Genomic DNA, 23,826 nt, shown 5'->3' with positions numbered 1-23,826 from the left:
GTGTTAGCATTTGATATCAAGCACAACACTTTAATCATGACAGGCAGCCGTTTGCGCAATGCATACAGTTGTTTGCGTGACATCGAACCTATGCGTAACAGGTAAACAATGATGACCCATACCCATGAACAGGCAATGAACTATGTTTATCAGCAAGTATTGCAGCGATTGCTGAGTTTTTTCTCACGCGCCGAGCGCACCGCATTGCAGCTGATGATTCAGCGTCTGGTTGTCGCCGCGGGTGGCATGGAGCGTATCGGCGAATACAAGGTGTTGGCGATTCAGTCCGGAAGCCGCGACAGTTGTTACACGCTTGCGCTGCTGCGTGCCGCGCAATTGAGCATCGCCGGTCGGGCACCTGCGACGTTCCAGCTGCGAGTGGCGACCTTGCGCACGAACGGGGCAAGCTCGACAGCCCTTGAAAACATCCATCACAGCTGCAGTGCGTTGTTTCTCTACGACGATCCTCGGGTCGAAGTGGTGATGGTCGATAACAGGGAAGTCCTGCCGTTCAGCCACCTGACGCCGGTCTCCGAAGCTGGCCGCGAGTCGCATCGCCTCAATCTATTGATGGTCGGCCACCGTCGAGCCTGGAACGAACCGCTCGACCTGTGGGACGACGGGTACCTGGCAGCCGGCGAGTTTTACGGGCAAATCTCCCGGTGGGAGCGGGGCGTCGATGCGTTGGTCAGCAGCGATACCCCTCGTCAGCAAAAGCAGTTCATGGATGGATTGAACCGGGCGGCGCGAAAGGCTGGTCTCAAGGCGTCGAGTTACCCTGAATCCGGTTACGAAGCGCTGTTCGCACGCCTGGATGAACTGGGCAGTGATTGCTACCGCGAATTTTATCCTGAACATACCCAGGCCGAGTGGCGCCCGGCCGAATGTTTTGAGGCGTGTCGGCGCACGACCTTCATCGATATCCACGACATGCTGGTCAGCAACCTGGAAGATCGCTGGCCACTGCTCACCGATTTCCTCGGGTTTCAACCTGACGAACTGGGCGCTCAGCTCAGCGATAACGAATTCGTCAGCCTTCCAGTTTCCGCGCACGTTCGGGGGCTGGAGGCCTGTTTCATTCACGGTCGCACGTATGAAGCGGGCGTTGCCGAATACGTGCAGCGAGCCTTGGTCATGATGCGTCGCAAACAAATTCCCGAGCGCTTTTGCGAGATGGCAATGGAGGCACTTGGTACCCCGGCGACAATGTTCGACCAGCGTGCATTGGCGACGGCCGAGGCCCAGAAGAGCCTTGGCTTGAGCGAGGCTCAACTGGTGTGTTTGCTGTTCGCGCCCTTTGTCGAGAACGGCGCCTCGCTTGAGCGTTTTCTGCGTCAGTGCCACCCCGGGATGCTCGTGGCATTGCCTGATCTGCACCGGGCGATGCAGGGCAACCCGGCGCCCGAGCAGGTTCTGCAATGGATGGTTGACGTCAGCGGCTTGCCCGTCAGCTTGATTGGCACGCTTTACCGCATGGGGCCGGTGGCCAGGGGCGAGGAACCCGGCACGGCGATCGACGATTCGGGTGTGCAAGCGTTGGACCTCGACGCGGGCGCCGCCGCGAATGGCGAACGGTCAACGGGTCGTTGAAAGTGCCCGGTTTTACCGCGTCCACCCATAAGCGCTGCGCATTCGGTCATTACCCATGAAGGGCCCACGCGAAACCGACTTCGCTTATCAGGCGGTGTACCGTTACCTGACTAACCTCATCAACGAACCGGTCAGCGACACGCGAGTCCGTCTTCCTTCGTTGCGGCAGTTGGCGGACCGTCTGAGTGTGTCGATTTCGACGATTCAGTACGCCTATTCGCTGCTGGAAAAGGAAGGGCGGGTGTATTCGGTCGCCAAGTCCGGTTATTACGCGCTGCCCGTGTCATCCATTCGCCCGCTCAGCAGCGGCAATGATTTGCTCGAGACTGTCTATGTGAACGCCAGGCGTCCGGGAATGCTGGTGTTGAGCGCGGATGAGCCGGCGTTGTTACAGCCCCTGGACAGCCCGTTATTGCTGCTTGAAAGAGAACTGCTGCGCCAGTATCCGCGCCAGCCGCAACCGACTTCACAACCTTGCGGCGAACTGGAGCTGCGAGCCGCCCTGGCCGCGCGCTATACCTCCTCTCCAGCACGTTGCTGGCACGCCGACGATGTCTATATCGGCGCCGATTTGCGTGGGGTGCTGGAAATACTGATTGCGGTGCTGTGTCTCAAAGACGCCAAGGTTGTCGTCGAATCGCCCTGCGACTGGACGATTCTGCGCTTGCTCCAGGACGCTGACGTCCACGTCATCGAGCTGCCCTTGCAAGCCAGTGGCAGCCTGGACCTTGAGCAGCTGACGCAACTGCTGGAGACCGAGCCGGTGCGGCTGGTCATGCTTTCATCCGGCCTCAACATGCCGCGTGGCAGTATGGCTTCCCGCAGCAACAGGCAGTCAGCCGCTCAACTACTGGAGCGTCATGGCAGTTGGGTATTGGAGAACGACTGCTACGGCGAACTCGAATTCGAGGCCGAAGGCCCGCGTTTTCGCGATCTGCTGAACCCGGATCGACTGATCGTGTTCTCGACATTCGAAAAATCCATCGGGCCGGAGGCACCCTACGGCTATTTGCTCTCGCGGCAACTGAGCGCCGAACTGCAGCGGCATTTTTTGTTGCGTTCTTTCCGGTTGTCGCCGATTCGCCAGAAAGCCATCGCACGGCTGTACAGCAACGGGCGAATCGATCAGCACCTGGTGGTGTTGCGACGGTTGCTCAGGGATCGCAAAGTGCACATGACCCAGCTGTTGCAGGAGCGCCTGGGCGATGCCTTGCATTTCGTCGAACCCTTGGGCGGTGCGACGATCTGGGTCCGGTCATTGCGCCAGGTCGATGTGCGCCGGGTGTTCCAGCGTCTGCTCAGACACCAGGTGGTGATCGCGCCAGGGGAGCTGTTCAGCCTTCAGGGGTTGCACACGCAACACTTGCGCCTGAGCCATACCTTCGGCGGCGACCACGACCTCGCGGCGGCCATGGGTTTGTTGGGCGATGCATTGCGACTGGAATCTATCGATTGAGCAGGGTCGGGGACTTTGGAGATTGATAACATTTCGCTCGGGATCGATAACGTCGCGCTACGGTCAAACTGCCAGTAAACTGCGTTCCTATTCCTGAACCACTCTATTCCAGAGGTTTTGCATGACACTCAGTCCTTTTGCGGGCAAACCGGCACCGGCAGAATTGTTGGTCGACATCCCGCGACTGGTAACGGCCTATTACACCGGCCAGCCTGATGCCGCCATCTCTACCCAGCGCGTCGCCTTCGGCACGTCCGGACACCGAGGCAGCTCGTTCGACCTGAGTTTCAACGAATGGCACGTTCTGGCGATCAGCCAGGCGATTTGCCTGTACCGCGAAGCCCAAGGCATCGACGGCCCGCTGTTCGTCGGTATCGATACCCACGCGCTGTCCACTCCGGCCGGCGCCAGCGCCCTGGAAGTGCTGGCCGCGAACGGCGTCACCGTGATGATCGCCGAGGGTGACGAATACACGCCGACCCCGGCAATTTCCCACGCGATTCTTTGCTACAACCGCGGCCGTACTTCGGGTCTGGCGGACGGTATCGTCATTACTCCGTCGCACAACCCGCCGCAAAGCGGTGGCTACAAATACAACCCCACCAACGGCGGGCCGGCCGATACCCACATCACCAAGTGGATCGAGGCCAAGGCCAATGAGCTGCTGGGCAACAAGCTGGCCGGCGTCAAACGCATCAGCTACGAGCAGGCGCTGAAGGCCGGCACGACCCATCGTCACGATTACCTCAACACCTATGTCGCCGACCTGATCAACGTGATCGACTTCGACGCCATCCGTGATGCCAAGCTGCATCTGGGTGTTGATCCGCTGGGCGGAGCAGGGGTGCGCTACTGGTCGGCGATTGCCGAGCATTACCGTCTGGACCTGGAAGTGGTCAACAAACAGGTCGATCCGACGTTCCGTTTCATGACAGTCGACTGGGACGGGCAAATCCGCATGGACCCATCGTCGAGCCATGCCATGCAAGGCCTGATCGGTCTCAAAGATCGCTTTGACGTAGCGTTCGGCTGCGACCCGGATCACGATCGCCACGGCATCGTGACCCCGTCCGGTGGTTTGCTGGCACCGAACAGCTACCTCGCCGTGTCTATCGACTACCTGTTCCAGAACCGTCCGCAGTGGCGCGCCGACGCTGCCGTGGGCAAAACCGTGGTCAGCAGCGGCATGATCGATCGTGTGGCCAAGCGTCTGGGCCGTCGCCTGTACGAAGTACCGGTCGGCTTCAAATGGTTTGCTGACGGTCTGTTCGACGGCTCGCTGGGCTTTGGCGGCGAAGAAAGCGCGGGTGCCTCGTTCCTGCGCAAGGATGGCGGCGTCTGGAGCACCGACAAGGACGGCTTGATTCCGGCATTGCTGGCCGCGGAAATGACCGCTCGCACCGGCCGCGACCCGAGCCAGGCCTACCGTGCATTGACCGACGAGCTCGGCGAACCGTTCTCGGTACGCGTCGACGCCAAGGCCACTCCTGAACAGAAAGCCTTGTTGAGCAAGCTGTCACCGGATCAGGTCACTTCGACCGAGCTGGCCGGCGAAGCGATCCAGGTCATCCTCAGCCATGCGCCGGGTAACGACCAGGCCATCGGCGGTTTGAAAGTCATGACCGAGAACGGCTGGTTCGCGGCACGGCCTTCGGGGACGGAGGACATCTACAAGATCTACGCCGAGAGTTTCGTCAGTGATGACCACCTCAAGCAGTTGGTAGCTGAAGCTCAAACGCTGGTGGATGGCGCGATTTCTGCGAAGTGATTGAGGGCCCCTTCGCGGGCAAGCCTCGCTCCTACAAGGACGGAGTCGATCACATGACTGTGGGCGACACCTGTCTTGTAGGAGCGAGGCTTGCCCGCGAAGGCGCCAGCACGGCCAGTCAAAATTCAGATGTAAAAAGGGGCGACCATTACCGGTCGCCCCTTTTTTTGCTCTTCGTTTACCCGATCAAGCCAGATCCACCAACACGATCTCGCTGTCCTCAACTGCAGTCACTCGCAACACCTGCTCATCCGCGACGGCCACACCGTCTCGAGCTTGTGCACGCAAGCCATTGACTTCAATGACACCGGTGGCCGGAACCAGGTAAGCGCGACGGCCGCTGTCCAGGCGATATTCGGCGGACTCACCGGCCTTCAGATTCGCCGCCACCAGCCGCGCATCGGCACGTATGCGCAGGCTTTGATCGTCACCCGTCTTGCCGCTGGCCAAAGTCACGAAACCTTCGCGCTGGCCTTTCGGGAAAGGCTTGGCACCCCAGGAGGGGGCCAGACCGGACTCGTTCGGGATGATCCAGATCTGGAAGATCCTGGTTTCGCCCGCTTCGAGGTTGTATTCGCTGTGGGCAATCCCGGTACCGGCGCTCATGACCTGAACATCGCCCGCTTCGGTGCGACCCTTGTTACCCAGGTTGTCTTCGTGGGTAATTGCACCTTCACGAACGTAGGTAATGATTTCCATGTCCCGGTGCGGGTGTTTCGGAAACCCGGTACCCGAGGCGATCACGTCGTCGTTCCATACTCGCAGGTTGCCCCAGTTCATACGTTTCGGGTCGTGGTACTCGGCGAACGAAAAGTGGTGATGCGCATCCAACCAGCCATGGTGGGCGCCGCCCAGCGAGTTGAAAGGTCTGAGTTCAAGCATGATCGTCTCCTGAAAGGTTCGTCATGGGGCAGAGCGCCTGGGCCACGAAACGAGAACCGGTGGTTGATGGCGAGCATCATCTATCAGGCACCAATCGATAAAAAGCGTAAAAAATGCCTCATCATGATCGAATTAGTTGATATCAAATAACCTCGAAACATTCTCACCCAGCCTTCACTTCATCGTATAAGCCAATGACCTGTAAGCATTTCACTAGAACTCAACGGCAAATACGGACACCATAGCCCTCAACAGCCTCACACCCTGGAGTCAGTCCGCGTGCCGCAACACACCCCCGATCTTCCTCCCGAACTTCGTCCCCTGGCCGAGATGCCATTGCTCAAGCGCCTGGCTGCCCGATTCTTCGGTCACGGCCTTACCCGATTGCGAGCGCAACACCGTGCGTCGTGGCTGCACGGGCAAGCCGACGGTTTTCGCAGTGGTCACAGCGCCGGTGTTGATTACGGCTATAAAGAAGGGAAAGCCGAGGGGTTGGAAGAGGGTCGGCAGGTTCTGTTGATCCGCGATTCGCGTTCAGCCGAGCATCGGCCACCTAACGTGGACGACAACTTGTTCGACGATTGGCGCCTGCCATTGAGCGCCGAGTTGAAGAAGCGCATGAAGGCCGATGTCGCCCGACTGCTGCCACCGCACGCCCAGCCAAGCGCTGCCCAGTGGAAGATGATTTTCAGCGACACGCCTTCGACGTCGGTGATTGCCGGGGCCGGAGCGGGCAAGTCGACGACTTTGGTACTGCGCATCTTGCTGCTGACCCATTATCTGGGGTTCGAGCTGAGTTCGATGACCGTGGTGACCTTCACCCGCGAGTCGCGCAAAGACTTCATTAATAAGCTGATCGAACTGTTTGCACTGTGGGGCCGGGCGTTGAGCCTCAAAGAGGCGCGGGATCTGGTGCGCACCTTCCACTCGCGAATTCTGCCAATGGTTCGCAGCTTGCCGGGCTTCGAGCGTCTGCAAGCGTTCGAAAACCTCAGCAATCGCGCACACAACGGCGATGAGGAGGTCGACAGCAATCCTTTCGATTTGCGCATCAACGACGCCCAGCGTCAGCAACTCAATGCCTGTTTTCACAGCCTGCACACCCGCGATGAACGTTTTCGCGAGCTGATCAAGCCATTGTCCCGTCACGCCTTGCAGCTCAAGGAGTTGGAGCGCGATCACCCTGACGTGCAGAAGCGCATGGCGGTGACCGAATTGGCGGCCAAACGCGACGAGGAGCTTTGCGACACGATTGAGGATCTGTGGTTTCGCGCCGGCGCCTGGCCGATCCAAGGCATCGAGCCCAAACGTCAGACCTTCGACATCAATGGTGCGATTTTCCATTGTCACGGCTACATCCCGACGCTGGATGCCTGGGTGGTGCTGGGATTTGACCCTCGGGAAAATCCGCAAGTCAGTCGCCCGAATGCCAAGTTAACCGTTCGTGCGGAATGGGCAGTAAAGCGCACCCTGTTTCAAGCTTTCTGCCGTAAGCCATTGATATGGTTTGATAGTTACGAATCATCGAAGCGCGTTTTAGCCTCCCTCGCAGGCGATGCCAGCGCCGGGCCTGGCTTTGATTACAAGGTCAAAGGGGAGCTGGGGTCGGCTCCCTTGCTGGACTGTTTTGTGGCTGCCGCCGGTTTTATCGAAAACCTGGGGCTGGATGTGCCGAATGCCGTCGGCCAGATGAGTTTCGCCAAGGATGACCCGGACCGGTTTTTCTTCGAGGCCTTGAGCCTGTTCTGGCGCGCCCTTGAAGATCACTTGCTCGACCAGAAGCCGCCGGTAATGACCTACAACCGGATGTTTGCCTTGTTCAGCGAGCATTCCCCGGAAAACCTGAAATTGCTGAGCGATGAGCTGCTGAGGCCTTTGTCTCATCTGATGATCGACGAATTTCAAGACGTATCGCCGCAAATTGTCTCGTGGATCCGCGCAAGTCTGGCCGAGATCCGCAGTCGCGGCCCGGCGATGCACGTGGGGCGTGGCGCGCAACGGTCATCTTTGCTCTGCGTCGGCGATGACTGGCAGTCAATTTATGGCTGGCGCGGCAGTTCGCCGACGTACTTCATGGAATTCAACAAGGAGTTCCCATCACCTGGCACTACGAAAGTGATGCTCAGTGACAACTTCCGCAGTCATCAGCACATCATTGATGCTGCCGAACATATCGTCCGCGCGGCGCCATCGATCGCAGGAAAGAAGGCCAAGGCCAGCGGTGAACCCAAGGCGCTGCTGCCGGTGAACGTCATGGATAGGGACGATCAAGGCATGGCCCAACGCTTGATTCAGCATTACAGACAGGGTGATTCAATCTTGATGCTGTATCGAAAAAGCAGCGATAAGTTATTGATAGAGCAGCATATTCAGTCGGTAGTTAATGTAGATTCTAGCTTGCCGTACGAGGCGCGCCGGATCAAACAACTGACTTATCACAGCGCCAAAGGCCTGCAAGCTGACGCGGTTTTTTTGCTCGGCGATTGCCAGCACCTGACCAGCTCTCCTTACAAGAACCAGGTCTATCGTATGGCCGGACTTGGCAAGTCGGGTGACAACGAGCCGTACGACAACGCACAGAAAGACGAAATCCTGCGACTGGCTTACGTCGGCATTACTCGGGCGGTGAGTCATTGCTACTGGTATGTCGATGGCCAGGACACTCAGGCGGCGAATATGCCCAAGGCGTCCGACCGGGTTGGCAAGGACAAGCCGTTCTTCGCGGATCACCGCCAGGGTCAAAAACTGGCGTGACCTGAACCCCACAAAAAAGCCCACAAGATGTGGGCTTTTTGCTGGTCGTTTGACCTTCAGGCATAACTCTTGAAAGCCATTGGAGGAATGAAAGACTCAAGTTCGTCTTCCACGGCTTCGATTATTCGTTCTACGTCCGCGGCATTCATCACGGTAGCGCAAGGAATGCCTGCAATGGCGATCATGGTCTCGCCACTGGCGCGGTCAAACAGGCGGGCAATCATGCTGCCCGGCGCGTCCATGCTCGCCTCGAATCCCATGGGATGAAAATGCCAGCGCATCAGCTGGCAGGCGTTTGGAAACGTAACTTTGCTGAAAGACCCTTTATTCATGTGTTGCCCGCCTTCTTCATCGAGCGCTTCCTTTAGCTCATGTTAGGAGGGAAGAGCCTTCAATGGCTCAACCGGTGACTGCCTTTAAAAGTAGCATCCGGATGTGAAAACCATGTGATTTTTTTCAGTCTGTTTGGCGATTGCTTGCGTTTTTTTGATGTGGATCATGTGCCGGGGCTGGCTTGCTCTTCTGCCGATTCGGTCTGGTCATTGAAGCGGTGGCCGAACTTGGGCAAGCTCGTTTTTTTTTCGCCGAGTCCTTTATGCACGCCGATGATGATGGCCCCCAGCAAACCCAGGCCACGGGCGAGACGGTCATGCGCTACCACCTGTGCTGGAAACACCGGGATCTGGACGGTGTCATGGCGCTGTATCACCCGGACATTCAGTACAACGATTTTTTCCAGAACCGGGTCATGGGCCTGGACGAGTTGCGCGAATACGTCCGGGGCAGCATGCCGCGCAACCCGGATGAAGCGCTGGAGCATTCGGATCGCATACGCCTGGACGGCAACACCGCGTTCATCCAGTACCAGATGACGTTGCGCGGCGGTGAGGGGCTGGTGTCGTTCCGTTCCAGTGAGGCCATCACGGTACGCGACGGGTTGATCTGGCGCGTCAACGAATACGCGTCCCTGGTGCGCGAACAACCGCAAACAAGCACTGCTGCGAGCTTGCGTCCGGCCGTTAGCCGTCTCGGGCTTTCACCGCGACAGTTGAGTTTCATGGCTGAGGACCTGCAACAGTACTTCCAGCGTCAGCAGCCTTATCTGGACCCCGAACTCGACCTGCAACGGGTGGCGAAGGAATGCGGGTACAGCCGCAATCAGATTTCCTATCTGCTGAATCAAGTGTTGGGCCAGAGTTTCTATCGCTACGTGAATCAGGCACGGCTGCAACATTTGCTCAAGACGCTGGATGCCGCCACGCCACCGTTGCGCATTGATGAACTGGCATTTGCCGCCGGCTTCAATTCGTTATCGGCGTTCTACAGTTGTTTCCGCCAGCACACAGGGCTGTCGCCCAAGGCTTACGTCAAACAAATTTCTTTGCGTGCACGCGCGCACGACAGTCCCTGAGCCCACGCACTAGGATCGACGCCATCGAAGTTTGAGTGGCGGATTCTTGCATGTCGGCGTGGCGCACTATCAGTTTGTGGATGGATCAACTCGACGAGCCCTTGTTGGCGCGTCCCGCGCTGGAACACGATCTGGACGTCGACGTCGCCATCATCGGCGCGGGATACACCGGGCTCTGGACCGCGTACTACCTCAAGCGCCTGGCGCCAGGTCTGGACATCGCCATCATCGAAGCGCAAACCGCCGGTTTTGGCGCTTCGGGCCGTAACGGCGGCTGGCTGATGGGTAACCTGCTGGGCGAAGACCGCCTGCTGGCCGGTTTGCCGCCGGACCAACGTCGGGAATCCTTCGATCTGCTGCACAGCATTCCCGATGAAGTAGAGATTGTCATCGAACGTGAGGGCATCGACTGCGATTATCGCAAGGGTGGCGTGCTGTATTGCGCCGCACGCTATCCCGAGCAGGAAGCCAGTCTGCGGAGCTACCTCGACAAGCTTTACAGCCAAGGCCTGACCGAAAGCGATTATCGCTGGCTCAGCCCGGAGCAGCTGGCGCAACAGATCAGAGTTGCGAAGCCTTATGGCGGTATCTATGCACCGCACGTTGCGACCATTCACCCGGCAAAGTTGGTGCGAGGTCTGGCAGAAACGGTCGAGCGCATGGGCGTCAAAATCTACGAAAACAGCGCGGTCACGCAATGGCAGTCGGGGAGTTTGCGTACTGCCAAGGCTCAGGTTCGCAGTCGCTGGATCGTGCCGGCGGTAGAGGGGTATTCGGTCACTCTGCCACCACTCGGCCGCTATCAGTTACCGGTCCAAAGCCTGATTGTGGCCACTGAACCACTGTCCGCCGCGACCTGGGATGAAATCGGCCTGAGCCGCGGCCAGGCGTTCAGCGAAAGCAGCCGGCAGGTCACCTACGGCCAGCGCACCGCGGACAACCGCCTGGTGTTCGGCGCCCGGGGCGGCTATCAGTTTGCCGGCAAGTTGCGCCATGACTTTGACTTGACCACCAGCGAAGTGGAGTTGCGGCGTTACCTGTTCGGCGAACTCTTCCCGCAACTGAAGAACGTGCGGATTACCCACGCGTGGGGCGGCAACCTGGGCATGTCCCGGCATTTCAGGCCGCACATGCTCTGCGATCAGGCCAGCGGCATTGCTTTGTCCGGCGGTTATGGCGGGGAAGGCGTGGGCGCCAGCAACCTGGGCGGCAGAACCCTGGCGGATCTGATTCTCGAGCGCGATACCGAACTGGTTCACCAGCCTTGGGTTATCCCCCAGGGCGGTCTCGACACGCTCAGGGCCTGGGAGCCGGAACCCTGCCGCTGGCTGGGTTACAACGCGATCATCCGCAGCTTCGTCCACGAAGACCAGACCCTGGCCAACCCGGCCACGGCCCCTTGGCGCCGCAAACTGGCGAGCAAGGTGGCGGGGTTCATGGAAGGTTTCATGCAGTAAACGGCGCGCTCTTCATCTATAGGCTCAATCGACAGGTATTCCCATGGGCATCACGCAATTCAAGAACACCGCAACACTGGAACTGGAAGAGTCGAACCCCGTTGCCGTGCCGCTGGGAACGCCGGTGGCGGTGGCTTCAACCACCAGCGTTGAACGCGACGACGGCGTCGAAACCGGCGTCTGGGAATGCACGCCCGGCCGCTGGCGTCGGCAGATCGTTGCGCAGGAATTCTGTCACTTCATCCAGGGCCGCTGCACCTTCACCCCGGACGACGGTGAAACCCTCTACATCGAAGCCGGCGATGCACTGATGTTGCCGGCCAACAGCCTCGGCATTTGGGACATCCAGGAAACCGTGCGCAAGACCTACGTTTTGATTTTCTGACTTTTTGAATTTGATCCTTTGATTGCCTGCCAGCCCTCCAATAAAAAGCACAAAAGCCCATACAGGAATCGACTCATGATCCGAAAGACACTGACCCTGGCACCCCTTGCGCTTGTCGCGTCCCTCAGCCACGCCGCCGAGACCGTCAAGATTTACAACTCGTCGGACTACATCGCCCCGGACACCACCAAAAACTTCCAGAAAGAAACCGGCATCGCCTTCAGCTACGACGTCTACGACAGCAACGAAACCCTCGATGGCAAGCTGATGACCGGCAAATCCGGGTACGACGTGGTGTTCCCGTCCAACCATTTCATGGCGCGGCAGATTCAGGGCGGGGCGCTGAAAAAACTCGACAAGAGCCAGTTGCCGAACTGGAAGAACCTGAACCCGGTATTGCTCACCGCGTTGCAGACCAACGATCCGGGCAACGAGCACGGCTTCCCGTACCTGTGGGGCAGCACCGGCATCGGCTACAACATCGCCAAGGTAAAAGCCGTGCTGGGTGACAACGCGCCGGTGGATTCCTGGGACCTGATCTTCAAGCCGGAGAACATGGCCAAGCTACAAAAGTGCGGCGTCGCCATCCTCGACAACGGCCCCGAACTGCTGCCGGCCGCGCTGAACTACCTGGGGCTGCCGCACCACAGCAAGAACCCGGAAGACTACAAAAAGGCTGAAGCACTGCTGATGAAAGTCCGCCCGTACGTCAGCTATTTCCACTCATCCAAGTACACCAGCGACCTGGCCAACGGTGATATCTGCGTGGCCGTCGGCTTTTCCGGCGACATCCTGCAAGCCGAAAACCGTGCCAAAGAAGCCAAGAACGGCATCGATATCGGCTATGCCATTCCCAAGGAAGGCGCCGCCATCTGGTTCGACATGGTCGCCATGCCTGCCGATGCCCCGGACGAAAAGGCCGGCTACGCGTTCATGAACTACCTGCTGCGCCCGGACGTGATGGCCAGCATCAGCAACTACGTGCACTACGCCAACGGCAACCAACAGGCCGACAGCCTGATCGACCCGGCCATCAAGAACGACACCAAGGTGTATCCGAGCCCGGAAATGATGGGCAAGCTGTTTGCTCTTGAGGCGATGCCGCTGAATATTGACCGGATTCGGACGCGGGTGTGGAACAAGATTCGGACGGGGAGTTGAGGGTTCATGTTTTGTAGCCATTGCGGTCGCTCGGGCTTGAAGGCAACGCTGTAGATTTCTGGTCCCCTTTCAATGGATCAGGAGGCAATGGAATGCCGGTTTGTACAAATTCGGGTCAGCTACGTGTCGGTCGCTTCTCTGAGTCAGGACGTATTTATCTGCTAACGGTTGTCGTTGACCAACGACAGCCGTTTTTTGCTGATTGGCGATTGGGGCGGTTGGTTGTTCGTCAACTGCGTATGGCCCAGGAAGAGGGGTGGGCCGACTTTTTGACGTGGGTTGTGATGCCTGATCATATGCATTGCTTGGTGCAGCGGCACGACAAGACACTGGCGGAGTTGATGTGCCGAATAAAATCTCGGAGCAGTTTGGCGGTCAATCAGGCATTAGGGAGGCAAGGGCAGTTATGGCAGAAGGGCTATCACGATCGAGCGATCCGCAGGGAGGAGGATGTGAAGGATCTTGCTCGGTATGTCGTGGCCAACCCGATACGAGCGGGTCTGGTGACACGAGTGCATGATTATCCGCTTTGGGATGCGTGTTGGTTGTAATAGTCAGGCGACTGCTTCGCAGCCGAACGCAGCCTCGCAGGCTCGGCAGCTGCTACAAAGATTGCGGTGCGCACGGATCCTGTAGCAGCTGCCGAGCCTGCGAGGCTGCGTTCGGCTGCGCAGCAGTCGTCAAAATCTCAAACCCGCCACAAATCCGTCTGATATCAATCCACTGGCACTCATACTAATAAGTCCAAAAAAACGAGACACCTTCGACAAAAAACAACTTACCTCTATTTAATATTTAAATACGCAATTGTCAGACAATTAGTCCGAAACCCTCAACTTAAAACTATATTTCGACAGCGCAGGCATTGTTTCCGGGTACTTGCTGGAGTTACACAATTTGACGTCAAAAAAAATGTAGACGTTTGATTTCGAATTGTGTCAGTTTTCTTTCGCCTTCATTGGGCGAGTGATAGGACGATCTCGCCAGAGATTGTCGCTATCTGACAAAAACTGTTCCATTGCTAAACAAGGAAGTGTGTTTATGTCGAAAGTTAAAAACAACGCTATTGATCTTGCCGAACAGGCCTTTTCGCCATTGCAAGCATTGGCTGCGCCCAGTTCCGCGTACAACCAGATCGACAGCTTCAGCCATCAGTATGACCGGGGTGGCAATCTCACGGTCAATGGCAAACCCTCCTACTCCGTCGACGAGGCAGCGACCCAATTGCTGCGTGACGGCGCTGCCTACCAGGACAAGGACGGCAGCGGCAAAATCGAACTGACCTACACGTTCCTGACCTCGGCGTCGTCGAGCACCATGAACAAGCACGGGATTACCGGCTTCAGTCAGTTCAGCGCTCAACAGAAAGCCCAGGCGGTGCTCGCCATGCAATCCTGGGCCGATGTGGCCAAAGTCACCTTCACCGAGAAGGCCACAGGCGGCGACGGTCACATGACCTTCGGCAACTACAGCGGCGGCCAGGACGGCGCAGCGGCATTCGCCTACCTGCCAGGCACCGGAGCCGGTTATGACGGTACTTCCTGGTACCTGACCAACAGCAGCTACACGCCAAACAAGACGCCGGACCTGAACAACTACGGTCGTCAAACCCTGACCCACGAAATCGGTCACAGCCTGGGCCTGGCCCACCCCGGCGACTACAACGCCGGTGAGGGCGCGCCGACCTACAACGACGCGACCTACGCGGAAGACACCCGCGGCTACAGCCTCATGAGCTACTGGAGTGAAAGCAACACCGACCAGAACTTCAGCAAGGGCGGCGTCGAAGCCTATGCGTCCGGCCCGCTGCTGGACGATATCGCCGCCATCCAGAAGCTCTACGGTGCCAACACCACCACCCGCACCGGTGACACCACTTACGGCTTCAACTCCAACGCCGGTCGCGATTTCCTTAGCGCGTCTTCGTCGTCGGACAAGGTCGTGTTCTCGGTATGGGATGCGGGCGGCAAGGACACCCTGGACTTCTCCGGTTTTACTCAAAACCAGAAGATCAACCTCAATGAAACCTCGTTCTCTGACGTTGGCGGCCTGGTGGGCAACGTGTCCATTGCCAAGGGTGCCACCATCGAGAACGCGATTGGCGGTTCGGGTAACGACCTGCTGATTGGTAATGGCGTGTCCAACGAACTGAAGGGCGGTGCCGGCAACGACATCCTCTTCGGCGCGGGTGGGGCGGACAAACTGTGGGGCGGTGCAGGCTCGGACACCTTTGTGTTCGCGGCCAGCAGCGATTCCAAGCCGGGCGTAGCGGATCAGATCCTCGATTTTGTCAGCGGCCTGGACAAGATCGACTTGACCGGCATCACCAAAGGCGCGGGCCTGCACTTCGTGAGCTCGTTCACTGGTGCGGCAGGCGATGCAGTGTTGACCTCTTCGGGCGGTAACAGCCTCTTGTCGGTGGACTTCTCCGGGCACGGCGTGGCTGACTTCCTGGTCAGCACCGTTGGCCAGGCGGCGTTCTCGGACATCGTGGCTTGATTCAAGGCTAAAAGGAGCGCGACGCTTGCTGCGTCGCGCTCTGTCCTTGCATCGATGCGCGCTGTGCGTAAGGCTACACGCCGGAGTTAAAAGCCCTATGACCCATAACGCCTTTACCTACAGAACAACTGCGTGGCTTTTGGCGACGCTGATGATGTTTCTTGGAGATGTTGCCATGGCAAGCAGCCTGAAATTAGCGGACCCCTCGGAACTCGTCGGGAAATGGCAGGCCACCTTGATAGCCAAAACGGACTCGCCCGAGTCTCAGGCGCTGCAGGATAAGCCGTCGAACGTTTGCATCATTGCGCTTGAAGCGAACCAGACCCTGGGCGAGGGCGCTGACTGCCTCGGTGCCTGGCTGCCAGAGATGGCGATTGGTTGGTTCACGGAGCCGGATGGCATCGCAGTCACCGGCAAGGAAGGCTCAAGAATTGTGTTTTTCAGCCGACAGCATGAAGGGCTTTATCAAAGCACTTTGAAGTCGGGTCTGATCATTACGCTGGAGCGTGTTGCGCGTTAAGCGAAAAGTGCCGAACCGACGTAAGTGTTGAATATAAAGCGCTTGGTTTCCGTTATAAGCGACAGATCAATAACCGAACTTTTATACAGCATAAAAAGTTGTTATTCATTTGTAAGCGCTAATGGACAAAGAATGTCTCGACCCGTGTGCGGACAGTTAATTGAAGCCTCGCCAAAAAAGGGCGAGAAATATCATCTCAGGAAAAATCAATGAAGATGGCGAAGGCCCCAGCCACCGCACCGTTATTCAAGGCACTGGGCGACTATAAAAGCATCCTGATCAGCGTCGGTTGTTTCACCGCGTTAATTAACGTGCTGATGCTGGTCCCGTCGATTTACATGCTCCAGGTCTACGACCGCGTGCTGTCTTCGCAAAATGAAACCACCCTGGCCATGTTGTCGCTGATGGTGGTCGGATTTTTCGCCTTCATCGGTTTGCTCGAGATCGTGCGCAGCTTCATCGTCATCCGCATCGGCAGCCAACTGGAGCGCCGTTTCAACCTGCGGGTGTATCAGGCCGCGTTCGAGCGCAACCTGCTCAACGGCGAGGGCAACGCCGGACAGTCCCTCGGGGACCTGACCCACATTCGCCAATTCGTCACCGGTCCGGCGCTGTTCGCGTTCTTCGATGCGCCGTGGTTTCCGGTCTACCTCTTCGTGATTTACCTGTTCAATGTCTGGCTCGGCGTGTTCGCGACCGTGGGCGCGGTGGTGTTGATTGGCCTGGCTTGCCTCAACGAGGCGATGACCAAAAAGCCCTTGGGTGAAGCCGCCGGTTTTTCCCAGAAGTCCAGCCAACTGGCCACCAGTCACCTGCACAACGCCGAAACCATTCAGGCGATGGGCATGCTCGGGGTGTTGCGCAAGCGCTGGTTCCAGGTGCATTCGCGTTTCCTCGGCCTGCAGAATCAGGCCAGCGACACCGGCGCCATCATCAGTTCCCTGAGCAAGACCTTGCGCCTGTGCCTGCAATCCCTGGTCCTGGGCCTGGGGGCGTTGCTGGTGATCAAGGGCGACATGACCGCCGGGATGATGATCGCCGGTTCCATCCTGATGGGCCGCGTCCTGAGCCCCATCGATCAGCTGATTGCGGTCTGGAAACAGTGGAGCGGCGCCAAGCTCGCTTACCGTCGGCTTGATTCGCTGCTGCAAGCGTTTCCACCCAGTGACGAGGCCATGGCGCTGCCACCGCCGAAAGGCCAGATCACCTTCGAACAAGTCAGCGCCGGTCCACCGGGGCAGCGTGCGGCGACCCTGCACCTGGTCAATTTCAGTCTGGGTGCCGGCGAAGTGTTGGGCGTGCTCGGCGCCTCCGGCTCCGGCAAGTCGACCCTGGCCCGGGTGCTGGTCGGCGTCTGGCCAACCCTCGGCGGTACCGTGCGGCTCGACGGCGCGGACATCCACCGCTGGAACCGCGACGACCTCGGTCCATACATCGGTTACTTGCCTCAGGACATCGAATTGTTCAGCGGCAGCATCGCCGAAAACATCGCCCGTTTCCGCGAGGCCGATCCGCAAAAAGTCGTTGAAGCCGCGCAACAGGCGGGCGTCCATGAATTGATCCTGCGCATGCCGCAGGGCTACGACACGGTGCTCGGCGAGGACGGCAGCGGCTTGTCCGGCGGTCAGAAGCAACGGGTGGCATTGGCCCGCGCGCTGTACGGCAACCCAAGCCTGGTGGTGCTGGATGAACCCAATTCCAACCTCGACACCGTGGGCGAAGCGGCACTGGCCAGCGCCATCGCGCACATGAAAGCCCAGGGGACCAGCGTGATTCTGGTGACCCATCGCTCATCGGCGCTGGCCCAGGCCGACAAATTGCTGGTGCTCAACGAAGGGCGTTTGCAGGCTTTCGGCCCAAGCCAGGAAGTGCTCAAGGCGCTTGCCGGTCACCAGTCAGGCGCCCAGGAACAGCAACGCGAAAAAACGCCGCAAGCACCGGGCGGGCTCAGCATGAGTCGCCAGTATCAGCCCACGACAAGGAATTCGGGTGTATGAGCAGCGCTCGCATGAATACTGAAAACGAAGCGACGATGGAACACGATTACATCGCCGAACGCCCCGAGCGTGATGCGCGTTTCTTCGCCCGCATGGGCTGGATCCTGGCGATCGTCGGTGCTGGCAGTTTCTTCACCTGGGCAAGCCTGGCGCCGCTCGATCAAGGCATTCCGGTGCAAGGCACGGTGGTGGTATCGGGCAAGCGCAAAGCCGTGCAATCGATGAGCAACGGCGTGGTCAGCCGGATTCTGGTGCGCGAAGGCCAAGTGGTGAAGCAGGGCCAGCCGCTGTTCCAGCTCGACCAGACCCAGGTCGCGGCCGACGTGCAATCGCTGCAAGCGCAATACCGCATGGCCTGGGCCAGCCTGGCGCGTTGGCAGAGCGAACGGGACAACCTCAAGCAGGTGAATTTCCCCGCTGAACTGAGCAACGATCCCGACCCACGCCTGGCCTTGGTGCTGGAAGGCCAGCGGCAATTGTTCAGCAGCCGCCGCGAAGCGTTTTCCCGCGAGCAGGCAGGCTTGCGCGCCAGCATCGAAGGCGCCGGTGCGCAATTGGCAGGCATGCGGCGCGCGCGTACGGACCTGACGGCTCAGGCCAGTTCGCTGCAACAACAGCTGAGTAATCTCCAGCCCTTGGCGGACAACGGCTACATCCCGCGCAACCGGTTGATGGAATACCAGCGGCAACTGTCGCAGGTGCAGCAGCAATTGGCGGAAAACAGCGGTGAAAGCGGCCGGGTGGAACAGGGCATCCTCGAGTCGCGCCTGAAACTGCAACAGCACATCGAGGAATACCAGAAGGAAGTCCGCACGCAACTGGCCGACGCCCAACTCAAAAGCGTGACGCTGGAAGAGCAACTGACCTCCGCCGGCTTCGATCTGCAACACAGCGAAATCATCGCCACCGCCGACGGCATTGCGGTCAACCTTGGGGTTCACACCGAAGGCGCAGTGGTCCGCCAGGGCGAAACCTTGCTGGAGATCGTGCCGCAAGGCACTCGCCTGGAGGTGGAAGGGCACTTGCCGATCAACCTGATCGACAAGGTCGGCACCCACCTGCCGGTGGACATTCTGTTCACCGCGTTCAACCAGAGCCGTACACCAAGGGTGCCTGGCGAAGTCAGCCTGATCTCCGCCGACCAGATGGTCGACGAGAAAACCGGTGCGCCGTACTACGTGCTGCGCAGCAGCGTCAGCGATCAGGCCATGGAAAAACTCAACGGTCTGGTGATCAAGCCCGGCATGCCGGCGGAAATGTTCGTGCGGACCGGTGAACGTTCACTCCTCAACTATTTGTTCAAACCGCTGCTCGACCGGGCAGGCTCCGCGTTGACCGAGGAATAAGGATGTTCGGCTGTATGAATAAGCTTTCAATACTCGCAGCCACCCTGGCGTTGCTGACGTGCAACAGTGTGATGGCCGCCATGGGGCCGTTCGATATCTACGAGCAAGCGTTGCGCAATGACCCGGTGTTCCTTGGCGCGATGAAGGAGCGGGATGCCGGCCTCGAGAACCGCATTATTGGCCGTGCAGGCTTGCTGCCAAGGGTGGGTTACAACTACAACAAGGGCCGCAACACCTCTAAGGTCACCCAAATTAATGAAGGGCGGCCGGACTTCACTGAGGACCGCAACTACAGCAGTTACGGCTCGACCCTGACCCTGCAACAACCGTTGCTCGATTACGAAGCCTATGCGGCGTATCGCAAAGGCGTGGCGCAGTCGTTGTTTGCCGACGAAGCGTTCCGCGGCAAGAGCCAGGAATTGCTGGTTCGTGTGCTGGAAAGCTACACAAAGGCGTTGTTCGCCCAGGATCAGATCGACATCGCGCTGGCCAAGAAGAAAGCCTTCGAGCAGCAGTTCCAGCAGAACGAACAGATGTTCCGCCAGGGCGAGGGCACGCGCACCGATATTCTCGAGGCCGAGTCCCGTTACGAACTGGCGACTGCCGAGGAAATCGAGGCGCGCAACGAGCAGGACGCGTCCTTGCGCGAACTGGGCGCATTGATTGGCGTGCCCGCTGTCGACATCACGGATCTGGCGCCGCTGGACCAGAACTTCCAGACCTTCAGCCTGCAGCCGGCCAACTACGACACCTGGCACGAGATGGCCGTGGCCAACAACCCGAACCTGGCTTCCCAGCGCCAGGCGGTGGACGTCGCGCGCTATGAGGTCGAACGCAACCGTGCCGGGCATTTCCCGAAAGTCAGTGCGTATGCCTCGGTGCGTCAGAACGAATCGGAAAGCGGCAACACCTACAACCAGCGTTACGACACCAACACCATCGGCATTGAAGTCAGCGTGCCGTTGTACGCGGGCGGCGGGGTGTCGGCGTCGACTCGTCAGGCCAGCCGCACCATGGAGCAGGCCGAGTACGAACTGGACGGCAAGACCCGGGAAACCCTGATCGAGCTGCGGCGGCAATTCAGTGCCTGCCTGTCCGGGGTGAACAAACTTCGGGCCTATCAGAAAGCCCTGAAGTCGGCCGAAGCGCTGGTGGTCTCGACCAAACAAAGCATCCTGGGCGGTGAGCGGGTGAACCTGGATGCGTTAAATGCAGAACAACAACTATTTACCACCCGCCGGGATTTGGCGCAGGCAAGGTATGACTACCTGATGGCCTGGACCAAGTTGCATTACTACGCCGGGACCTTGACCGAGCAGGATCTGGCCAAGGTGGATGAGGCATTCGGACAGGGCCCGAGGACTCAATGATGAACTTGTAGCAGCTGGCGAAGCCTGCGTTCGGCTGCGAAGCAGTCGTAAAACCTGACAGCGCGGTTTGTCAGAAGACCGAATGGCGACTGCTGCGCAGCCGAACGCAGGCTTCGCCAGCTGCTACAGGGAGATGTGTTGCTCGACTGCATCAAACAAGAATTCTAAAAACGCCAAAAAAGCGAGATGTGATGAACATGGACGTACAGATCAAGCCGATGTCGGTCGGCACGCTATTGCTCTGGATTTCAGTAACGCCGGGATCGGCCCAGGCGCTGAATCAGGAAACCGGCACCCTGGGCGATGCCGCCAGTTGGCGTACCGTAGAGTTCCAGCGTGACTGGGGACTGGCCCGCATGCAGGCCGACCAAGCCTACGCCGCCGGCATCACCGGCAAAGGCGTGAAAATCGGCGAGCTCGATTCAGGCTTCGATGCGGCCCATCCCGAATTCGCCACCGACCGTTACCACACGGTGCTGGCCAGCGGCAGTTACGTCGACGGCTCACTGTTCAATGTCGACGGCACCCTCAACGCTAACAACGACTCCCACGGCACCCACGTCGCGGGCACCATCGGTGCCTCCCGCGATGGCGCCGGCATGCACGGTGTGGCGTACAACGCGCAGGTCTACGTCGGCAACACCAACAAGAACGACAGTTTTCTGTTCGGTCCCAGTCCCGATCCGCGTTACTTCAAAGCGGTCTATAACGCCTTGGCCGATGCTGGCGTGCGGGCGATCAATAACAGTTGGGGCAGCCAGCCGCCTGACGTCAGTTACCGCACCCTCGGCGATCTGCACGCCGCTTACGCGCAACACTGGAACAAAGGCACCTGGATTGATGCGGCGGCTGACGTTTCCCGTCGCGGTGTGATCAACGTGTTCAGCGCCGGCAACAGCGGTTACCCGAATGCCAGCGTGCGTTCGGCCTTGCCGTATTTCCATCCGGATTTGGAAGGTCATTGGCTGGCGGTGTCGGGGCTGGATCTGAGCAATCAGCAGAAGTACAACCAGTGCGGGATCGCCAAGTATTGGTGCATCACCACCCCCGGCGCGAAGATCGACAGCACCATTCCCGACGCCGGTTATGCGATCAAGTCCGGCACCTCCATGTCCGCGCCGCATGCCACCGGCGCCCTGGCACTGGTGATGGAACGCTATCCGTACATGACCAACCAGCAGGCGCTCGAAACCCTGCTGACCACTGCCACCCAACTCGACGGTTCCACCACCCAGGCGCCAAATACCCGCGTCGGCTGGGGCGTGGCCAATCTCGAACGGGCGATGCGCGGGCCGGGGCAATTGCTCGGGCGCTTCGATGCCAATCTGGGAGCAGGGCAGAGCGATGTCTGGAGCAACGACATCTCGGACAACGCGCTGATCCAGCGGCAGAGCGAAGACACGGCCGAACGCAATGCCTGGCAACAGACCTTGAGCACCAAAGGTTGGCAGAACGGTGTGCCGGCCGGTGCCAGCCAGCAGGATCAGACGGATTACGCCGTCGGCATGGCTCGCGATTCAGCCGCCGCCAGCCGGGTCTACGAAGGCAGTTTGATCAAGTCCGGTGCCGGACGCTTGATGCTAACCGGCGACAACAGCTATCGCGGGCCGACCACGGTCAATGGTGGTTTGCTCTCGGTCAACGGTTCGCTGGCATCAGCGGTGACCGTCAATGACAGCGGCACGTTGGGCGGGTCGGGCCGAATCGGCGCACTGACGGCCAACCGTGGCGCTACGGTTGCGCCCGGCAATTCCATTGGCACGTTGCAGGTCAGCGGCGACGTCACGTTCGCACCCGGCTCGACCTACGCGGTGGAGCTGTCGCCGACCGCCAGCGACCGGATCATCGCAGGTGGCACGGCCACGGTCAGTGGCGCGACGGTCAGCCTGTCACTGGAAAACAGCCCGACCTTGCTCAGCACTCAACAAGTGCAAAGCCTGCTCGGTCATCAATACAACATCCTGCAAGCAGCCGGCGGTATCCAAGGCCAGTTTGGCGCGGTGCTGCCCAATTATCTGTTCATTGGTGGCAGCCTCGATTACGCCGCCACCGGCGTTCAACTGAATGTGGAGCGCAACGACACGACTTTCGCCAGCGTCGGCCAGACGCCGAACCAGCGCGCCGTCGCCTCCGCCGTGGAAGGGCTTGGGGCGGGTAATCCGGTTTACGAAAGCCTGTTGCTGTCGCCCACCGCGACGTCCGCACAAGAGGCGTTCCAGCAGTTGTCAGGGGAAATTTATCCGGCGTTGGGCTCGGTGCTGATCAACGACAGTCGTTACCTGCGTGATGCCGTCGGCGAGCGGCTGGTTGACGCCAAAGGCACTCAAAGCAATGGCTGGATCAAGGCACTGGGTGCCTGGGGCAAGACCGATGACCGTCATGACACCGCCGGTTACACCACCTCGATTGGCGGCTTGCTCGCCGGTGTCGATGGCGCGATCGACGAGCAAACCCGGATCGGCCTGGTCACCGGCTACAGCGACAGCTCGGTGAGCATGGGCTCGGGCACTCATTCATCGGCCAAGGTCGACAGCTATCACTTGGGCGCTTATGCCGGCCGTGAGTTGGGCGCCTGGCGCCTGAGTGTTGGCGGTACCTACAGCTGGCACCGCGCCGATGTCAAACGTGACCTGCAATACGGCGACGTCAGCGCCAAGCAGAAGCCCAAGGTCGATGCCGGCACCACGCAAGTGTTCGGCGAGGCGGCGTATCGCCTGAACCTGCAACCACTGGCGCTCGAACCTTTTGCCAACCTGGCCTACGTACACCTCGACACCGAAGGTTTTACCGAAAAAGGTGATGCCGCCGCACTGAAAAGCAGCGGCGACACACGTGACGCAGTGCTCAGCACATTGGGTGTGCGCGCATTGAAAACCGTGAACCTGTCCGGCCAGCAGAAGCTTGAGCTGGGAGCCAGCCTCGGCTGGCAGCACAACTTGAGTAACACCGATGCCGAGGAACACCTGGCGTTTGCCAGCGGCAGCACGGCGTTCTCGGTGGAGGGTTCGCCCATGGTGCGCGATGCGGCACTGGTCGGCGCCCATGCCAGCCTGGCCCTGAGCCGCGGCATTCGCGTGAACCTCGATTACACCGGCCAACTGGCCAGCCGCGAGAAGAGCCATGGCGTAGGGCTGAGCCTCAATTGGCAGTTCTAACGCGAACCCTGTAGCAGCTGGCGAAGCCTGCGTTCGGCTGCGCAGCAGTCGCAAAATCAGACACTGCGGTCCGTC

The 23,826-nt window shown here is 59.3% G+C and carries 17 protein-coding genes; 15 read left to right on the top strand and 2 right to left on the bottom strand.

Annotation, left to right across the window (positions count from 1 at the left end):
- Nucleotides 1–111: 111 nt before the first annotated feature.
- From ACA070_RS15785 to pgm, 3 genes are all read left to right on the top strand, one after another.
- Nucleotides 112–1,590: a hypothetical protein gene (locus ACA070_RS15785; RefSeq protein ID WP_497447392.1), complete on the top strand. Its 1,479-nt coding sequence runs from the start codon at nucleotides 112–114 to the stop codon at nucleotides 1,588–1,590.
- A 55-nt stretch (nucleotides 1,591–1,645) separates the two neighbouring features.
- The gene (locus tag ACA070_RS15780; RefSeq protein ID WP_497447391.1) at nucleotides 1,646–3,046 is read left to right on the top strand and encodes an aminotransferase-like domain-containing protein; all 1,401 of its coding nucleotides are present in this window, start codon (nucleotides 1,646–1,648) and stop codon (nucleotides 3,044–3,046) included.
- Between the two features lie 121 nt (nucleotides 3,047–3,167).
- Nucleotides 3,168–4,814 carry a phosphoglucomutase (alpha-D-glucose-1,6-bisphosphate-dependent) gene (gene pgm, locus ACA070_RS15775; protein ID WP_497447390.1) on the top strand — a complete coding sequence of 549 codons (1,647 nt, stop codon included), beginning with the start codon at nucleotides 3,168–3,170 and terminating at the stop codon, nucleotides 4,812–4,814.
- Between the two features lie 186 nt (nucleotides 4,815–5,000).
- Here the strand turns inward: pgm and ACA070_RS15770 are convergent, their stop codons facing one another.
- On the bottom strand, nucleotides 5,001–5,696 hold the full coding sequence (locus tag ACA070_RS15770; RefSeq protein WP_462027109.1) for a pirin family protein: 696 nt from the start codon (nucleotides 5,694–5,696) through the stop codon (nucleotides 5,001–5,003).
- 279 nt (nucleotides 5,697–5,975) lie between these two features.
- On the opposite strand from ACA070_RS15770, the gene ACA070_RS15765 reads away from it, so the two are divergent.
- The gene (locus tag ACA070_RS15765; RefSeq protein ID WP_497447389.1) at nucleotides 5,976–8,450 is read left to right on the top strand and encodes a UvrD-helicase domain-containing protein; all 2,475 of its coding nucleotides are present in this window, start codon (nucleotides 5,976–5,978) and stop codon (nucleotides 8,448–8,450) included.
- A 56-nt stretch (nucleotides 8,451–8,506) separates the two neighbouring features.
- Here ACA070_RS15765 and ACA070_RS15760 read toward each other — a convergent pair whose 3' ends face one another.
- A complete protein-coding gene (locus tag ACA070_RS15760) occupies nucleotides 8,507–8,782 on the bottom strand; it encodes a DUF1652 domain-containing protein (RefSeq protein WP_497447388.1) in 276 nt (91 codons plus the stop codon).
- A 263-nt stretch (nucleotides 8,783–9,045) separates the two neighbouring features.
- Here ACA070_RS15760 and ACA070_RS15755 point away from each other — a divergent pair, with 263 nt between their 5' ends.
- The 11 genes from ACA070_RS15755 (at nucleotide 9,046) to eprS (ending at nucleotide 23,751) form a co-directional block, all read left to right on the top strand.
- The gene (locus tag ACA070_RS15755) at nucleotides 9,046–9,861 is read left to right on the top strand and encodes a helix-turn-helix domain-containing protein (RefSeq protein ID WP_497447387.1); all 816 of its coding nucleotides are present in this window, start codon (nucleotides 9,046–9,048) and stop codon (nucleotides 9,859–9,861) included.
- Between the two features lie 50 nt (nucleotides 9,862–9,911).
- A complete protein-coding gene (locus tag ACA070_RS15750) occupies nucleotides 9,912–11,318 on the top strand; it encodes an NAD(P)/FAD-dependent oxidoreductase (protein WP_497447386.1) in 1,407 nt (468 codons plus the stop codon).
- Nucleotides 11,319–11,361: 43 nt separating this feature from the next.
- The gene (locus ACA070_RS15745; protein WP_077747853.1) at nucleotides 11,362–11,703 is read left to right on the top strand and encodes a cupin domain-containing protein; all 342 of its coding nucleotides are present in this window, start codon (nucleotides 11,362–11,364) and stop codon (nucleotides 11,701–11,703) included.
- A 75-nt stretch (nucleotides 11,704–11,778) separates the two neighbouring features.
- Nucleotides 11,779–12,864 carry a polyamine ABC transporter substrate-binding protein gene (locus ACA070_RS15740; RefSeq protein ID WP_497447385.1) on the top strand — a complete coding sequence of 362 codons (1,086 nt, stop codon included), beginning with the start codon at nucleotides 11,779–11,781 and terminating at the stop codon, nucleotides 12,862–12,864.
- A gap of 92 nt (nucleotides 12,865–12,956) precedes the next feature.
- On the top strand, nucleotides 12,957–13,415 hold the full coding sequence (locus ACA070_RS15735; protein WP_497447384.1) for an REP-associated tyrosine transposase: 459 nt from the start codon (nucleotides 12,957–12,959) through the stop codon (nucleotides 13,413–13,415).
- A gap of 490 nt (nucleotides 13,416–13,905) precedes the next feature.
- Complete coding sequence (locus tag ACA070_RS15730) at nucleotides 13,906–15,363, top strand: serralysin family metalloprotease (RefSeq protein WP_497447383.1); 1,458 nt, start codon at nucleotides 13,906–13,908, stop codon at nucleotides 15,361–15,363.
- 97 nt (nucleotides 15,364–15,460) lie between these two features.
- Entirely contained in the window at nucleotides 15,461–15,883 is a 423-nt protein-coding gene (locus ACA070_RS15725; protein WP_497447382.1) for an AprI/Inh family metalloprotease inhibitor, read from the top strand.
- Between the two features lie 209 nt (nucleotides 15,884–16,092).
- Nucleotides 16,093–17,880, top strand: coding sequence for a type I secretion system permease/ATPase (locus ACA070_RS15720; protein WP_497447381.1), 1,788 nt, complete (start codon nucleotides 16,093–16,095; stop codon nucleotides 17,878–17,880).
- Nucleotides 17,877–19,226, top strand: coding sequence for an HlyD family type I secretion periplasmic adaptor subunit (locus ACA070_RS15715; protein ID WP_497447380.1), 1,350 nt, complete (start codon nucleotides 17,877–17,879; stop codon nucleotides 19,224–19,226). The genes ACA070_RS15720 and ACA070_RS15715 overlap by 4 nt, the downstream gene beginning before the upstream one ends.
- Nucleotides 19,227–19,228: 2 nt before the next feature.
- Entirely contained in the window at nucleotides 19,229–20,596 is a 1,368-nt protein-coding gene (locus tag ACA070_RS15710) for a TolC family outer membrane protein (protein ID WP_497447379.1), read from the top strand.
- A gap of 197 nt (nucleotides 20,597–20,793) precedes the next feature.
- On the top strand, nucleotides 20,794–23,751 hold the full coding sequence (eprS, locus tag ACA070_RS15705; RefSeq protein WP_497451957.1) for an autotransporter serine peptidase EprS: 2,958 nt from the start codon (nucleotides 20,794–20,796) through the stop codon (nucleotides 23,749–23,751).
- Nucleotides 23,752–23,826: the final 75 nt, after the last annotated feature.

This window comes from Pseudomonas sp. LBUM1678 (genome assembly GCF_059695575.1).
Note: the sequence above shows the minus strand (reverse complement) of the source record. Positions and strands in the feature narration are given on the sequence as shown.

Bases quoted from the DNA above. Each gene is read 5' to 3' on its own strand.
- ACA070_RS15785 (WP_497447392.1), top strand. From the start codon at position 112: ATGACCCATACCCATGAACAGGCAATGAACTATGTTTATCAGCAAGTA.
- ACA070_RS15780 (WP_497447391.1), top strand. From the start codon at position 1,646: ATGAAGGGCCCACGCGAAACCGACTTCGCTTATCAGGCGGTGTACCGT.
- pgm (WP_497447390.1), top strand. From the start codon at position 3,168: ATGACACTCAGTCCTTTTGCGGGCAAACCGGCACCGGCAGAATTGTTG.
- ACA070_RS15770 (WP_462027109.1), bottom strand. From the start codon at position 5,696: ATGCTTGAACTCAGACCTTTCAACTCGCTGGGCGGCGCCCACCATGGC.
- ACA070_RS15760 (WP_497447388.1), bottom strand. From the start codon at position 8,782: ATGAATAAAGGGTCTTTCAGCAAAGTTACGTTTCCAAACGCCTGCCAG.
- ACA070_RS15755 (WP_497447387.1), top strand. From the start codon at position 9,046: ATGCACGCCGATGATGATGGCCCCCAGCAAACCCAGGCCACGGGCGAG.
- ACA070_RS15750 (WP_497447386.1), top strand. From the start codon at position 9,912: ATGTCGGCGTGGCGCACTATCAGTTTGTGGATGGATCAACTCGACGAG.
- ACA070_RS15745 (WP_077747853.1), top strand. From the start codon at position 11,362: ATGGGCATCACGCAATTCAAGAACACCGCAACACTGGAACTGGAAGAG.
- ACA070_RS15740 (WP_497447385.1), top strand. From the start codon at position 11,779: ATGATCCGAAAGACACTGACCCTGGCACCCCTTGCGCTTGTCGCGTCC.
- ACA070_RS15735 (WP_497447384.1), top strand. From the start codon at position 12,957: ATGCCGGTTTGTACAAATTCGGGTCAGCTACGTGTCGGTCGCTTCTCT.
- ACA070_RS15730 (WP_497447383.1), top strand. From the start codon at position 13,906: ATGTCGAAAGTTAAAAACAACGCTATTGATCTTGCCGAACAGGCCTTT.
- ACA070_RS15725 (WP_497447382.1), top strand. From the start codon at position 15,461: ATGACCCATAACGCCTTTACCTACAGAACAACTGCGTGGCTTTTGGCG.
- ACA070_RS15720 (WP_497447381.1), top strand. From the start codon at position 16,093: ATGAAGATGGCGAAGGCCCCAGCCACCGCACCGTTATTCAAGGCACTG.
- ACA070_RS15715 (WP_497447380.1), top strand. From the start codon at position 17,877: ATGAGCAGCGCTCGCATGAATACTGAAAACGAAGCGACGATGGAACAC.
- ACA070_RS15710 (WP_497447379.1), top strand. From the start codon at position 19,229: ATGTTCGGCTGTATGAATAAGCTTTCAATACTCGCAGCCACCCTGGCG.
- eprS (WP_497451957.1), top strand. From the start codon at position 20,794: ATGGACGTACAGATCAAGCCGATGTCGGTCGGCACGCTATTGCTCTGG.